The sequence below is a fragment of the Acidobacteriota bacterium genome (genome assembly GCA_016196065.1).
Taxonomy (GTDB): domain Bacteria; phylum Acidobacteriota; class Terriglobia; order Terriglobales; family Acidobacteriaceae; genus Acidiflorens.
The window spans coordinates 1,343,698-1,357,651 of sequence record JACPYL010000010.1; the positions used below are offsets into that span (position 1 = coordinate 1,343,698).

Below are 13,954 nucleotides of genomic sequence, written 5' to 3' on the forward strand. Positions count from 1 at the left end.
TTCGGTCATGAGTTTCCTAGTTTTTCGCCTGGTGCCCCAGGTTCGCGCCCCGTTTTCAAGTTCAGCCACACGAATACTCAGGTTTTGGGGAGCTAACCTGGGCCATAGCTAAACGACGCGACCGCCCAACTGCGGGCGCAGTTTTCTCACCATGCCACGCGATCTGTAGGGATACTAGGAATGCGGCCAATTTTTCTAAGCCCAGGTTAGCGCCCCGAGAACCGATCATCGGAAATCGGCCGTTCGTACGGTGGCGCGAACCTGGGGCACCGGGCGAAGATTTATACTCGACTCACGGTTCAGGCGACATGAACGGGGTGCATTTTGAAAAGGGAAACGTATGAACAAATCTTCGCGCCGGACAACCGCAGCCTACTAGAGATAAGGGTATTTGACACAACAATCGCAGATTGGCAGATCGTCCTAGACCATTTGACGAGAAACTACCTGGTCTCATTTTCAGAAGATGGCGTTACGGCTCCTCTACCAACTGCTTCGGCAATCTGGCAAGGCCCTAGGAATGTGTCGTTCCTAGTGGCAGCGATGATTTGCGGCGTCAGCCTAAATTGTCAGTTTTTTGACGTCGGCCAGATCCAAATGAACCTGCTGCCAGAGGAGGTGAACTCGGTAGAAAAAGCCGAGGCAGTGTTTCGGGTCATGACCGACATCGCATCATTGCTTAAGAAAGAAGTGTTACTGACTTCTGAATTCGGACGTGCTACTCGTGAAAAACTTAGAGAGATCGCTGTCTGTCGCGTAGATGGACAGAACTCCTTACTCGTATCTAGACTCGACGCTGACGAGGATGCGGGTACGATCTGATCTGGTGAGTCCACCTGGTGCCCCAGGTTCGCGCCCCTATTTCAATTCAGACCCACGGCATACCCAGGTTTTGGGACGCTGACTTGGGGCCCCCGGCAAAAGGTGATCGCGATGACTTCGGACGAAACAAAGTTCTTCCAACTAGTGGATGCCTATTCCCGAAGTCGCTATCGGTGTTTCGTTGCGGAAATGTTCCCGACTGTCGAGCACCAAGAATACACAGTATGTCTGCGCCCAATCGATCGCAGCTTGGAATCCCCGGAGCGATCTGACTGCCGCTATCTGAGGATTCATGCGGCGGAAGTCCGCACGGCGGGACAAAGCGGTGTGCTTGGGCTCTCAATGAGCGAAGAACTGGATGCGGTACTCAGGAGTTGGCGCTAACAGCTATGACTCCGGGAGTTTGGGGACAGACGGATGAAGTGTACCCCATCCGTCTGTCCCCCTATTTGAGGGCGTCCCCTGTTTGAGCTCCGAGGCCGGAGCGTATCCGTTCAGTGCGGTAGCGAGAAGGAAACGACGGTGCTCCCGGCAGCTAGCGCTACATATTGCACTCCGTCCACCTCATAGCTCATCGGAGAAGCGCGGATTGTTTGGCCGGTGTTGAAATCCCACAGCGGATGACCGGTGCGTGCATCGACGGCTGCAAACGATCCGGAGTCGTCCCCAAAAAATACAACGCCGCCGGCGGTCGCCAAGGTTCCTGCCCAGGACGTCCCTTTCCCGATCTGGGGATAGCGCCAAACCTGGGTTCCATCAGGGATGCTATAAGCCAGGAGTATCTTCTGCCGCTCTGCCGTCTGGATTCGCTTTGTACCGGTGGAGTAGTAGGTCTCTCCCTCTTTGAACTCCGAAGGTTTCGAAAAGAACATGTCGCAATTCTCTAGCGCCAGGAAATAGAACATCCGAATCGCGGGATTATAGGAAGGGGAATACCAGTTCGTCGCACCTTCTATGCCGGGGCAGATGCGTGTGCCGTCTGGCGTCGGGATGAGCCCGGTGAGATTGGGGCGGCCAGTGTCATCGATCCCCTTGGCCCAGGTTACTTCGTTTAGAAACCGTGTCGCCTTGAGGAATTTTCCATTTGTCCGGTCGAGAAAATACAGAAAGCCGTTCCGGTTGGCCTGTACGAGCAGCTTGCGCCGCACTCCATGATCATCGACGTCAATTAATACAGGAGTTTCGTTCGCGTCGTAGTCGAACAGATCATGCGGAGTGAATTGAAAGTACCACTTCAACTTTCCGGTATCGGCATCTATGGCCAAAACGCAATCCGTATATAAATCATCTCCCGGACGCGACTCTCCAGCGAAATCCGGTGCGGGGTTGCTGGTGGTCCAATAGAGGAGATTGAGTTCAGGGTCGTACGTGCCTGGCATCCAAGTCGTGGCGCCGCCATGGAGATAGGCGTCGCCTGGCCAGCTGGAAGAGCCAGGTTCTCCGGGGGACGGTATCGTCCAAAACTTCCATCGCAATGTACCCGTTTCCGCATCGAAGGCCGAAAGAAAGCCACGCACTCCGCTGTCGCCGCCCGAAGAGCCAACAATGACTTCGTCTTTGACAACGAGTGGAGCACTGGTCGCGCCATAACCTTTTCTGATATCGGCGAACGTTACATCCCAAAGCAAACGACCCGAGCGGCTATCCATGCAAAGCAGGCGGGCATCGTCGGTTTCCATATAGACGCGGTTTCGCCAGAGACCCACGCCTCGATTCTTGTGGGCGGCAGCGTCATCGAGCAATCCGCTGCTCACGGCGCGTTCGTGTTTCCACAATTCACGCCCCGTACGTGCGTCTAATGCAGTCAGGGTATTTGCGGCGGTCACATACATGACCCCGTTGTAGACGACGGGCGTGACCTCCAATTTCGTGGTGTTGTCGGCATGGAATATCCACGCGGCCCGCAAGTGCGAAGCATTGGTTGCGTTGATGCTACTCAGGCTGCTGTACCGTTGCCCGGAGTAGTCTCCGTTGTAAGACGTCCAATTCTTTCCGTTCGGGCTGGCAGTCACATCTTCTACGACGGCCTGTTTGCCTTGGCTAGCGGCTTTCGACAGTTCTTGAGCGCGCGCTGACGGGCCATTCCCACCCAGGCAGCAAGCAAGGCTTGCGACGGCCAACCTGCGAGGCCAAGACTTCCTCATCATTGAGTTCGGCCCAAGCTTTCTATCTCTACCTCTCCCAGCGAGCCACGGTCCAATCCGCTGGAGTCGACCAGGTGCAGGGAGACTCGACCGGGATGCCCCTGAAACGATATCGAACTCTGCAAGGAGACAATCTTCCGAGGATCTGATTCCGCGAGAGTTTGCGTACCCATCGGTGATCCCCTGGAACTGTAAAAATGGGCGACTAGTTGTCCGGCGAAGAAGACACCGAAGGTTCCCGAGATGTCGATCCTTCCTGCACTGGCGCCTTCAACGGCGCGCAAAGGTTTGAAGATTATGCCCGCGTCACTCACGCTCTGGAAACTGCCGTCGCCACGAGTAGGGAACCACTCCGTATCAAAGCTGTAGGATTCCCCTGGGTAGAGCCGCACCATCGGAGAATTCAACTCAGCCTCCATATAAAACGGAGCGGGCTCTTTGTCGGGGCGTCCAAAGGTCACCGTGCCGTCCGCAGCCTGACGAATCTCTGGTCCATTGGTCCAGAAAATAACGGAAGCTTTTCCTGGGTATTGTTTGGTGTCGTCGTAACGGAATCGCTCGACCATCGCATACTGGCTGGTGCCGTCCACCACCGCCAACCATCCATCCCTCGAATCCAGCCACAACTCCGCCGCGAGCGGGACATAGTGGACCGAAAAGAGGCCATCCTTGTTGACCTTGACGGCAGAGTTCTCCGCGGGTCCGAACCTCACATGGTATCGGTTGAGGTAGGCGCTAGTTGGATTTGCGCTGCTGAATCCCCAAATCTCCCGATTGTGGTGCGACGGATCTTTTGGATCCGAGGTGTCATATTGTGTTACCGATTGTACGGACCATTCGATGGGGTGTCCGCTTGCGTTCGAAAACACCGTGTGAAAACGGATGCGCGGAGAGTTCGCATCAAGGCTCACTGTGCGTGTGAATTGGAGCCCTGTGTTTGGATCCGCAGGCCCGGTGAGCGAGACCTCGCATTTTTCCCCCTGCGAAAGGGCGCGGAAAGCAAACGGACCGTCGTCCAGAATGTCAGAGCCTCCGACCCAGTGCTGTTCGTCATCATTTCCTTCGGGAAGCACCCACAACTTGTCGCCGCCATAGTTAACCCACCCGCTGTTCGAGGGCGGCACGTATTTGCCCGCATGTTTTGGATTAACGAATAGGAATGGGTGCTCGTCAAAAACGACTTGCATGAGGCGCCCGCCGTTTTGCGGTACAAAAATCAGTTTTACCCAGGAGTTGGAAACCTGCTGCGCTTGCCAGCCTTTGTAATTGACGGCTTCGATCTTGCAGTTTGCGGTGGCGGAAGCAAGCGACGTTTGCGCATGGCCTTCCTCTTGAACAAGCCATGGCAAAGACAAGAGCGCGAGAAATCGCAGGATCCGGAATGTCCATCGTTTATTCATTCGTGCAGCCCGAAGATACGATTTTAGAATTTCTCACGGCGATCAGCGACATCTGTTCCAGATCCGGATAGTGTCCCTCTGCGTCGGGGGAGCGCTCCGTCGCCGGGGGCCGTTGCTGAACCAGCGTCTGCACGGGCGGCGTACCCGGAAAATATTGGGAATAGACTCTGTCAAATGCGTCGCGATCCGCAAGGTTATCCAGGTAGACGGTTGTGCTGACTATTTGATCGAAATCCATCCCTGCTTCTTGCAGGTTGTCGAGTTGATTGCGCATGGTTTGCCGGAGTTGCGCTCCGGTTGTGCTGCCAAACACACCACCGTGAGGGCCCGGAATAAATCCGCTCTTGGCGGAACAATAAAGCGTTTCGCCGGCAAACACGCACGGACTCGCGGTTGGGCTTGGCGGCATGTTTCTGGGGCGGATGGAGCGCCGCAGGACTAGATCGCGCACGGCTACTCCCGTGTATTCAATTTGTGCCTGCATCGGCAATGAAGTCACTTCGATCGTGGCGCGTCCTGGCGTGTTGCCAAATTCAAAGCGCCGCGCGTAGCGCTCATTCATAACCTTGCCAGGTATTTTTTCCGTTAAATAAGGATTCACGAAGACATAATGCTTCATGGTTAGTCCGGCAGCTTCCGCTACAGCCTTCAGTCCATCCAGGGCAAAATCAGTTTGCGCTCCAGGATCGTCCGGTGGCTTGCCGGTTTTGGGGTCGAGTCCCTGCATTGCGGACACAAACAGCCGGTCAACCGTCAGGATCCCCGGTGAAAATAGCCCACCTGATTTGTAGTCCGGAGGAATGACGGCTTTGCGTTCCGTCAGGCTGCGAACAGCAACCGCATTGATCTGAATACCTGGGCGGGGAAGCTTCGCAACGCCCAGTACGGCTCCGGCGGGCGGAACACCAGGGAAGTACTTCTTAAAGATCGATTCAAATGACGGATAGTTGCTCATGTCTTCCAGATAAACCTGGACATAAACAACATGCTCCATCGTCAGGCCCGATCTGCCAAGAGTTGCTTTTACATTGTCGAGCGACTGGGTGGCTTGCGCAGTGAAATTGTCGGCTACGCTGCCATCGTGCCGGTTGGAGCCTTGCGCTGCTACATACAGGTAGCCGTCCCCCTCCATTGTTGAGGTGCACTTCGATGCGGGAACGGTCGGGTTGGCTCCCGTTCCCGATGGACTCACCTGAGCATTAGCGGCGCCTGCCGCAAGTAAAGCAAATCCCAAAAGGCACTGGCGCATGTGGAACCATCTCCTTGGCTCTGAGTGCTTGACGCAGTGCAGACTACGCTGCAGAAGGCGCTGCTTTCCGCGCGGCGCTCAGGAGTTCGCGGATCCGCTGCCCCACGATGAGGACCTCGTTCGGCTGAATGGTTGAAGAAACAAGTTCCAGCCTGCTTGATCCTGACGACGATCCTTTCTTATGGGGCTTTGGATTTCCCTCGCGAACCGCAGTCACGATACTGGGATTGTCTGCACCAGCCACTTCGATTACTGGATCACCCGAGCGCAGTGCCTGCACACAGTCCTTGATGGTATATCCCCACTTTGCTTCATCCCAGGAAATATGAAGAGTCGGGTAGCGATTGCCATCGGTAGGTATCGAGATATCGGTTTCAACACCTGGCACCGTCTTGACCAGCGTGGCGATGCGATCGACACGAGCTTTCCATTCGCGGTTGAGTGCGTTGAGATCGGTCTTCAGCCAAGTTTCGACGGCTGTGAGAATACCGATGATTTCTTCCTTGCCTACCTTCATGGCGCGGCACACGGAACCCTCCCACGGACTCGTATTCCGCATCGCTGCCTCAATAAGGTCTTTCCTGCCCAGTAGCAAACCGCTGCACTGTGGCCCGCGAAGTCCTTTTCCACCCGAGAATGCGTACATGTCCAGGCCTAGTTTTGCATAGAGCTTGATGTTTTCGATGGGAGGAATGCCGGCGGCGTCATCCAGCAAGATTGGAATCTTGTATTGCTTCGCAACCGCATTTTCTTTTTCCAAATCGTCGCCCAGATGGGTGGTGTAGATCATTGCCGTGTTGTCGTTGATTGCGCTGGCAAGTTCTTGCGTATTTTCCGCTAAAACAAGTTTGGCCCCTGTTAGCCGAATGGCGTTGTCAAAGGCGCTTCTTCCTCCCATCATGATGACTTCGTGTTTCAAGCCGGTGGTGTCGGGAAGTTGCCAGATGAATTTCGGCTCGGTACCGGCCATGCAGGCCGCCGTTGCTGATGCCATCGCCCCCGCTGCGCCCGAAGTCACCATTCCAGCTTCGGCGCCCGTCAGTTCCGCAAGCCGGCGGCTTGCACCGTGCTGCAATTCAAACATGTTGACGAAATGTTCCGATGCTTCCCGCTGTGCGGCTTGTACTTCGGGGAACTCCAATGAGCCGCTGAGGTAAGTCCACGTCCCGCGGCAATTGATAACCGTCTTGACGCCGATACGCGAATAGACGTTGGCGTGCGATTTACCCACTGCCGTGGCCGCGCTCGCGTACACGTTTTTCGCGAAAATCTGGCTGAGCAGTGGTACGGCGGTTGCGAATCGGATGAAATGGCGCCGGCTGAAATCAGGCATGACTGGCATTTGAACTAGCCTCCGCTTAAGAGTGTGTGAAGATTCCTTCTCAAATTCACGGGAGCCACGCGAGGTGCCCCCCAAGGGTCGACGGTTAAACCTCAGTCAATTCGATCTTCCTTTCTGCGATCCGCAGATCGAGAGGTTGGGTCCTTCGCGACTGGCGATTGCTGGACGATGAAGCTCACAAGGTCCTCAACCTCGGCTGCGGTTAGTTTCTGGCGAAAGTCGACCGGCATGGAGAGTGTGCGCGACCGCTCGATGGACTGCAGGTCGGACTTCAGGAGTAGATAGAACTGCCCATCCGCATCCTGTATTTGAATCGAAGAATTGTTTTCGTTACGGATGACACCAGAGAACTGCTGGCCCGTGCTGGTCGTGACATGGGCGAGGGAGAGGGTCGATGCTTTCTGTTCCTGCGGATTGATGATGGCAGCGCGGATGTCATTCGCGTCGTGGTCGTAAGCGAAATCGCTCAGGTCGGTCGCCAGAAAACGCCCTTCTCCGTGCATCGCATGGCAGCCGGTACATCCACCCTTGCCAAAGAATACTTTCTTGCCTTCTTTGGAATCTCCAGTGCTTGCCCGGCCTTCGCCGTTCGCCTGGAGGAACCGCATGTAGGAAACTATGGATTGGATCTCGAGAGTGCCCAAGGTGCTGAATGACGGCATTCCTTTGCTGGAAATTCCATCGTGAAGAATTCGAGTCAGTTCCGAATCCGGCATGGCTCTTGAACGGGAGGTACGACCAATGCCAGGCGCGTGCTCCCCACCATCGCCGTCCATTCCGTGGCAGACGGAACAAGAAGATTCAAAGAGATCTTTGCCCTTGCTGGATGCAGTAGAGTTGGGCGCGACTTTCGGGGTCAGAGTCTGTGCCTCAACCGAGTGGGATAGAAGAAGTAGAGCAAGGGCGACCCCACCCATTCGCACCCAACGAGAAATCTCGAATGGCTGCATGGGGCCGCTCTTCTGGGGGAGAAAGACTGTGACGCAAGTCCTGATTGACAGTTTGGACCCGAGGCTTAGCCTGTCGTAGAGAATTCGCAGCATTCCTGGTGTTCCTTCGACTTGGGGCGAATCACTCAGCAAGGCACGAGAATACATTGTGGTGCCTTTAGTTTTTTCCCGGAACCCATACCACCGCGCCTCGCTCCAGCGGCGGCAGCGTGAACTCCATGAGATCTCCTTGTTTCACGCCATGAACAACCTGCTGTTCGCCGAGGAAGGGAAGATACGCCAGAGAATCTCCCATTTTCGCGGGAACCCGCACATGGATCGCAGCGACTGGCGTTGGAACTACTACTTTGCCCGGAACCAACCCGCCGAAGTTAGACAGGTACACATGCGGTGTTCCGCTCACCATCGCGAAGTTCGCCGCCACGGTTGTGGGAGCGTCAACCTGGACGCCGCCATTCTTACCCAGAGCATTCAGTAGATCGGCAGGCGGATTCGCCGAGCCGGTTGTGAAGTCACTCTGCAACGCGTTGTAGTACGCGCGCGCCGGATCCGAGGGCAACACTATTTTTTGCGGCGACGCCGGAATCGCGGAAGAATCCTCTCCCAAGACAACCAGTCGTCCACCATGGTCAACGAATGCCTTGATCTCCTTCCGCTCGGTGTCATTCAACACGCTGACGCTCGGCAGGACCAGCGTCTCCCCGTGAAAGTCAGCCAGGGTTCTGGGCGTGACCACCTGCAAGGAACGATGCTGTTGGATGAGCAGGACGAGTGCACCTCGATACGAGGGAAGGAATTCTTTCGCGGCATAGTCGCGGCTCTTCGGAGAAAAATATACGCCCACGGGATGGATCGGGGTCCGGGGCAAATACAGGGCTTTTTCATTCTTTTCGATCCACTCGAAAATTTGCTTGCGCGTCGCGAGATCATTCGAGCCGGCCATCGAGTGCCCCGGAGCATCCCAGAAATTTGCTCCCGCCATCACGATGGAGTTAGCGAGATTCTTCATAGGCTCCGGCGCGGTTACGCCCTTCTCGCCGTCCCACGAGTAGTTGAGAATCCAGCTAGCCTTGCCTTGCGCAAAAGCTCGAAACGAGAGCATGCCTGCCTGATACAAGAACCAGTCCACCTGCGACCGCGACGCGGCCATGTGCTCGCCGTTACCGAACTCGTATTCATGTGCAATGACGTCGATCACGTTGTACATCTCGTAGACATCTGCCCCGACCCGCGTCGCTTCTTCCTCGATTCCCGGATAGATCTCAGGAATCAGCATGATGTCAGGATTTACGGCGCGGGCGTTCTCGCGAATTTCCCGCACGAAGTCCGTCATGGTCTCGATTCGAAAATCAACCCACTTGCGGAAATTGACGTCCTGGAAGTCGCCTAGCTTCACATCTTTTTTTGCGTCCAGCCCGGTCTTTTCCCGAAAGGCGGCAACTGTGTAGTCGTCGAAACTAGCCCAACTCTGCTCCCATCCATCGAAGTGCGTCATCCAGTAAGGGATATCCACATAAATGCCGTCCAGACCTGTGGACGCGATTTCGCGCACCCGCTGCATGTACTGCTTCCGCCACTCTTTCGCGTAGGGGGTGATCCAAACATCCTCATCACCCTCTCGGATCCAGAACGCGGCGCCGCCCGTAAACACTGCGGGCTCGCCCGTGAGTTTTCGTTGTAGCCAATCGGGATGATCTTTCAATATGGTGTGCGCGGATTTGTCCGCGTTGGCGGTAATGCACTCCGTACCTGCGATGTACACAAAGACCTTGTTGTGGGCCTTGTGCGCCTGTTCGGCTACCTCTCGAAGAACCTTGAGTTTGGCAGTGGGGTCGAGAAAACTTTCGTAGCGTCCGGGAATGTCATTGTCTACTTCAATGCCAAAGACATGGTCCTCAACCGCCTTTCGTACGGACTGATCCGCATCATTGTGGTTCAAACCGTATGCAGCAATGCGCACCGTGTGGGTCCAATTTTGCTTGGGTTCCTGACCGACCGAGCTATTCGAAACAACGCCTACCAGTAGAAGGGAACTGAATATCCATGAGAGCTTCATACCCAACACCTCCTGTATCCTGAGAATGCAATTATGCCAGCGGATTGGCCGCAGGGTTAAGCTCTCAACTTTTATTCTGTGGTCGCCACGATTCCGAAGCACCGGGCGAGGCTGTTGTTCAGAGGAACATGGCTGGCAGTCACTCGCCGCGTTCCAGTTTGTGTAGCACTCATCGGCAATGTCCCATTCGTTAGAACTGGAACCGCAATCCAAATTGCATCCGGCGGGGAGAATTGAGTGTCCCGGTCACCTGTCCAAAATCCGAACCGCCAAACGCTATTCCTGGCAGACCGAATCTCGGAGTGTTGGTGAAGTTAAAGAACTCTCCGCGAAGCTGGAGTTTCATACCCTCCCGGATGGTGATCTCCTTACTCAAAGAAAGATCCAGGTTGTGAACGCCGTCGGTGCGAAGGTTCGAAAAATATCGCGGTGAATTCCCGGCGACCTGGCTGCCGGGGTCTGCGAAGCAAGCCTCATTGAAAACGGACAAGCCTTCCGATTCACCGTGCACAAGATTGACCGCAGCCTGGTGATAGCTGACTCCAGAAGAGACCTGCGGGCATGTGACATCGGGTCGCTGTCTGCCGTCGGCCAGTCGCGCCGAGTCCATTCCAATATGAATTGGCGTGCCGGATTGAAGGGTCAAAATTGTAGCGATGGACCAACCGCCGACAATCGTATCCAGAACTCGATTCATGTCGTGGCCAACCAACAATCCTCGGCCCACCGGAACGCTCAGGATCGTCGCCAGGACCATGCGGTGCGTTGCATCGTTGGCGCTGATCGAACGCTCCGCTCTGATGTTGTCTGGCTCTTGCGGCCGTCGGCCGGAACTCAAAGCATCGGTGATGAAGGAATTCGCGCCCGATGAGGAATCGTCGATCGCCTTCGCATACGTGTAATTGCCTTCGAAGCTCACGTAATGGCTGGGACGCTTCTGGAAGCGCACCTGCAGCGAATTGTAGGAAGCGCTGGCGGCCAGCGCGGTCAGGCCGGAAAACTGCCCGTCGAATTGCGGAAATGGACGCAGCAGGTTGATGCGTGGAATCTGCGCGTTGTTATAGATCGAAGAGGGCTCGTTAAAGATTGCTTCCGGCCCGTTGAAAAGAGACACGAACGGGTTATCGACCAATTCGTTGAGCACGGTTGATGGACTCTCGCAGCCCCCGGGCGGTGGTGCAAGCTCACAGTCGTTAAAATCCGCTACGATCTGTTTTCGGATAGGACTGGGCAAGAAGTTCAGATTGCCGGTTCTTGAACCTGAGCTGAAAGGCAGATGTCTGCTTTGACTTCCTGAGTAGTCGGCTCCGATCGTGATTCCGCCGGGGAATAAGTGCTGGACTCCGATGTTCCACTGATAAATCTCGGCGTTTCGGGCGGGGGTTGTAGCCAGTGTGTTGTTGTTGTTGTACCCCCACATCGCGAGTTTTCCGTAGGTATCGCCTTGCGGAGCCGCATATCCGTCTGGAAATGGATTCGCAAGTGTGGCAGACCGGGTTGCGAAGTCGTCTTTCGAAAAGAGAATGGGATTCGAGTTGCCAAAAGCTGGGCTGGGGGTTTGGTAGTTTGTCGCGACGTTGAGGCCATAGTAAATGCCGGCGCCACCGCGAACGACGGTGTTGGAACTTAACGCGTAGGCAAAACCAGCTCGCGGAGCCCAATTGTTTCGATCCACGGGTATGTTGCGGCGGCTAGAAGTTGGGAATTCAGTGGTTCCAGCAAGGTTGCCCGTGCGATTGAGAAGAACAACACTCCCGTTAGGGTCGACAATATTGATCGGCACGGCAATTCCGCTGTCACCACCAAAGTTGCTGAACTGGATGACATTGTTCCGCTCCGAATACGGGGTGCTCCATTCGTAGCGCAGTCCCAAATTCACGGTGAGTTTCGATGTCACTTTCCAGTCATCTTGAAAATAGAAAGCTGTTTCCTTGGACTTGTTGGCTACGGGGCCGGAAGTATCGAGACTGGAACCATCGTTGTCGCCGTATCCCAGCAGCAGGCTCGCGAAAGCGTTTCCCTGATCCGTGTTGCCGTCGCCCACAATCTGCTCGGTCACTCCTTGTGTGAATTGGAATATTCCGGTTGGATTGCCCGGCTGGAAGAAGTTGTTGAAGAACAGTCTCTGCTCTCCGCCAATTTTCCAAATTTGCCGGCCCCTCGCCCATGACAGCGAAGAGCTATACGAGTAGAGCGTGTGCGCAAACGTTGTGTCCGTACAGCATTGATTGAAGAGGGAAGTCCTGTTTTCATCCATCTGAATCGTAGGAAAACGGCTCAGATGGTTTGCCAGCCCAAGAATGGCATCACCCGGTTGGTCGAACACCGTGTCCAACTTCGGGTAGTCTTCCGTTACTGGAGAAACGGCTCGATCCAGCGCGAAGCGGTTCGTCCAAACAATATTGGAATTCGGACTCCAATTCTCTTCGATCGCGGCATTGTGCACGTCGGTGGTGCTGCTTAACCCGTCGTTGAAATCGCCGTCTCCAAATATGGTGGCAATGTCATTGGCCGCATGGAGATTGCTATAACGACCCGAGAGCCGGTTGCTGTTTGAGAAGTGGTGGTCGACCTTGATATCGAATTGCCGGCCGGTCGTTTTGTTGAGGATCGCTTTATGAAAGTTGTTTTGCCCGAAGGGTGCGTTTGGATCGGTTGGTAGCGGATACAAATTAATAAGTTTCTGCCCGATCGTGTCGATCAAGCCAGCGTCGATCACGTTCGGGGTGGTAAAGTCCGCGCGAACACCATCCTCTGCATCAAATGGGTTGAAAACCGGCTTCAGCCCATCCGGGTTGCGGAAATCGCCGGTACGCTCCAGGGCAGTCGGCACGAGCGCGTCAATATTGAGCGGGTCATTTTGTCGAAGCGCTTCGAAATCGACAAAGAAGAATGTCTTGTCCTTCTGGATCGGCCCCCCCAGCGAAAATCCGTACTGATCGCGTGCGTGGTCGGGTTTGGGTATTCCGTTTCCGTTTCGGAAGAACTCATTCGCATCCAGTGCGGAACGCTGTCCGAACCACCACCCGCTACCATGCAGGCGATTTCCGCCCTCCTTCAATACAATGTTCACCACCGTGCCGCCGTTGTTGCCGTACTCGGAGGAGAAACTGTTGTTCTCCACTTTGAATTCCTGGACAATTTCTACGGATGGCTGGTAATACGTGTTTGTGGTGGCCCCCTCACCTTGTTCCGGAGCGCTCGTGAGAGCCCCGTCGACGCGTATCTCTGCCGTTGCGTTCCGCTGGCCGTTGGAAACGAAATTTGTTCCTGCTGGATAGGAGTCCTGCGTACCCTGTCCCGCCGTTTCTGTCACACCACCTGACAGAAAGACGAGCCCAAACATACTTCGATTCGAGAGCGGAATGTCGCGAACATATTCATTCGTTACATCCGTACCGAGCGACGCGTCTCCCGTATCGAGAAGGGGCGCCTGGTCGGAGACGGTTACGGTCTCCAGCACGGTGGAAGTCGTTAGCGTGAAATTCAACGTGGCTTGTTGACTCACTGCAAGTCTCAGGGCTTTGTGCTCTTGCGGAGTAAGGTTGGGAGCCTCCGCCCGAATCTTGTACGTTCCAGGTCGCAATCCAGTAAACAGATAAATTCCGGTTCCGTTGGATACGCTGGTCAGGGCAATGTTGGTCGCCTCATCCGTGAGCGTTACCTTTGCTCCGGGGATTACCGCCCCCGATGCGTCGCTGACAACACCAGTCAGTTGGGAGGTATACGTGGATTGGGCTGCAACGGGGATGCTCACCCACAAAGCGAGAAGAATCAGTGCCACCGCTAGTCCGCAGCATTTCTGAAAGTCTTGAAGTGCAATACGCATCCACCACCCCCAACGTTAGGTTTGCAGGAGGCGGCTCAAGCGAGCCGCTTTCCGCCCGTACAGTAAGTGCATGACACAAAGCGCCACTATGGAAATGAATGCGAAAACATTCCGTTCAGTAGCACGGTGGAAAATACTGGTCACCCCTGATACACCCGCGAT

At 55.2% G+C, this 13,954-nt stretch carries 8 protein-coding genes; 1 reads left to right on the forward strand and 7 read right to left on the reverse strand.

Going from position 1 to position 13,954, the window contains the following annotated elements; all coding sequences use genetic code 11:
* Nucleotides 1-324: 324 nt before the first annotated feature.
* On the forward strand, nt 325-822 hold the full coding sequence (locus tag HY010_08870; GenBank protein MBI3475831.1) for a hypothetical protein: 498 nt from the start codon (nt 325-327) through the stop codon (nt 820-822).
* A 494-nt stretch (nt 823-1,316) separates the two neighbouring features.
* Here the strand turns inward: HY010_08870 and HY010_08875 are convergent, their stop codons facing one another.
* The 7 genes from HY010_08875 to HY010_08905 form a co-directional block, all read right to left on the reverse strand.
* The gene (locus HY010_08875) at nt 1,317-2,969 is read right to left on the reverse strand and encodes a PQQ-dependent dehydrogenase, methanol/ethanol family (protein ID MBI3475832.1); all 1,653 of its coding nucleotides are present in this window, start codon (nt 2,967-2,969) and stop codon (nt 1,317-1,319) included.
* Nucleotides 2,966-4,153: a hypothetical protein gene (locus HY010_08880; GenBank protein MBI3475833.1), complete on the reverse strand. Its 1,188-nt coding sequence runs from the start codon at nt 4,151-4,153 to the stop codon at nt 2,966-2,968. The genes HY010_08875 and HY010_08880 overlap by 4 nt, the downstream gene beginning before the upstream one ends.
* Nucleotides 4,154-4,358: 205 nt before the next feature.
* Nucleotides 4,359-5,615 carry a RidA family protein gene (locus HY010_08885; protein MBI3475834.1) on the reverse strand — a complete coding sequence of 419 codons (1,257 nt, stop codon included), beginning with the start codon at nt 5,613-5,615 and terminating at the stop codon, nt 4,359-4,361.
* Between the two features lie 43 nt (nt 5,616-5,658).
* Nucleotides 5,659-6,948: an aminotransferase class V-fold PLP-dependent enzyme gene (locus tag HY010_08890; protein ID MBI3475835.1), complete on the reverse strand. Its 1,290-nt coding sequence runs from the start codon at nt 6,946-6,948 to the stop codon at nt 5,659-5,661.
* A gap of 101 nt (nt 6,949-7,049) precedes the next feature.
* The gene (locus HY010_08895; GenBank protein ID MBI3475836.1) at nt 7,050-7,907 is read right to left on the reverse strand and encodes a c-type cytochrome; all 858 of its coding nucleotides are present in this window, start codon (nt 7,905-7,907) and stop codon (nt 7,050-7,052) included.
* Nucleotides 7,908-8,064: 157 nt separating this feature from the next.
* On the reverse strand, nt 8,065-9,963 hold the full coding sequence (locus tag HY010_08900) for a hypothetical protein (protein MBI3475837.1): 1,899 nt from the start codon (nt 9,961-9,963) through the stop codon (nt 8,065-8,067).
* Nucleotides 9,964-10,153: 190 nt separating this feature from the next.
* Nucleotides 10,154-13,792 carry a TonB-dependent receptor gene (locus tag HY010_08905; protein ID MBI3475838.1) on the reverse strand — a complete coding sequence of 1,213 codons (3,639 nt, stop codon included), beginning with the start codon at nt 13,790-13,792 and terminating at the stop codon, nt 10,154-10,156.
* Between the last annotated feature and the right edge of the window lie 162 nt (nt 13,793-13,954).

Excerpts from the sequence above, each read along its gene's own strand:
- HY010_08875 (MBI3475832.1), bottom strand. The coding sequence starts at position 2,969 with ATGATGAGGAAGTCTTGGCCTCGCAGGTTGGCCGTCGCAAGCCTTGCT.
- HY010_08880 (MBI3475833.1), bottom strand. The coding sequence starts at position 4,153 with ATGCAAGTCGTTTTTGACGAGCACCCATTCCTATTCGTTAATCCAAAA.
- HY010_08885 (MBI3475834.1), bottom strand. The coding sequence starts at position 5,615 with ATGCGCCAGTGCCTTTTGGGATTTGCTTTACTTGCGGCAGGCGCCGCT.
- HY010_08890 (MBI3475835.1), bottom strand. The coding sequence starts at position 6,948 with ATGCCTGATTTCAGCCGGCGCCATTTCATCCGATTCGCAACCGCCGTA.
- HY010_08895 (MBI3475836.1), bottom strand. The coding sequence starts at position 7,907 with ATGCAGCCATTCGAGATTTCTCGTTGGGTGCGAATGGGTGGGGTCGCC.
- HY010_08900 (MBI3475837.1), bottom strand. The coding sequence starts at position 9,963 with ATGAAGCTCTCATGGATATTCAGTTCCCTTCTACTGGTAGGCGTTGTT.
- HY010_08905 (MBI3475838.1), bottom strand. The coding sequence starts at position 13,792 with ATGCGTATTGCACTTCAAGACTTTCAGAAATGCTGCGGACTAGCGGTG.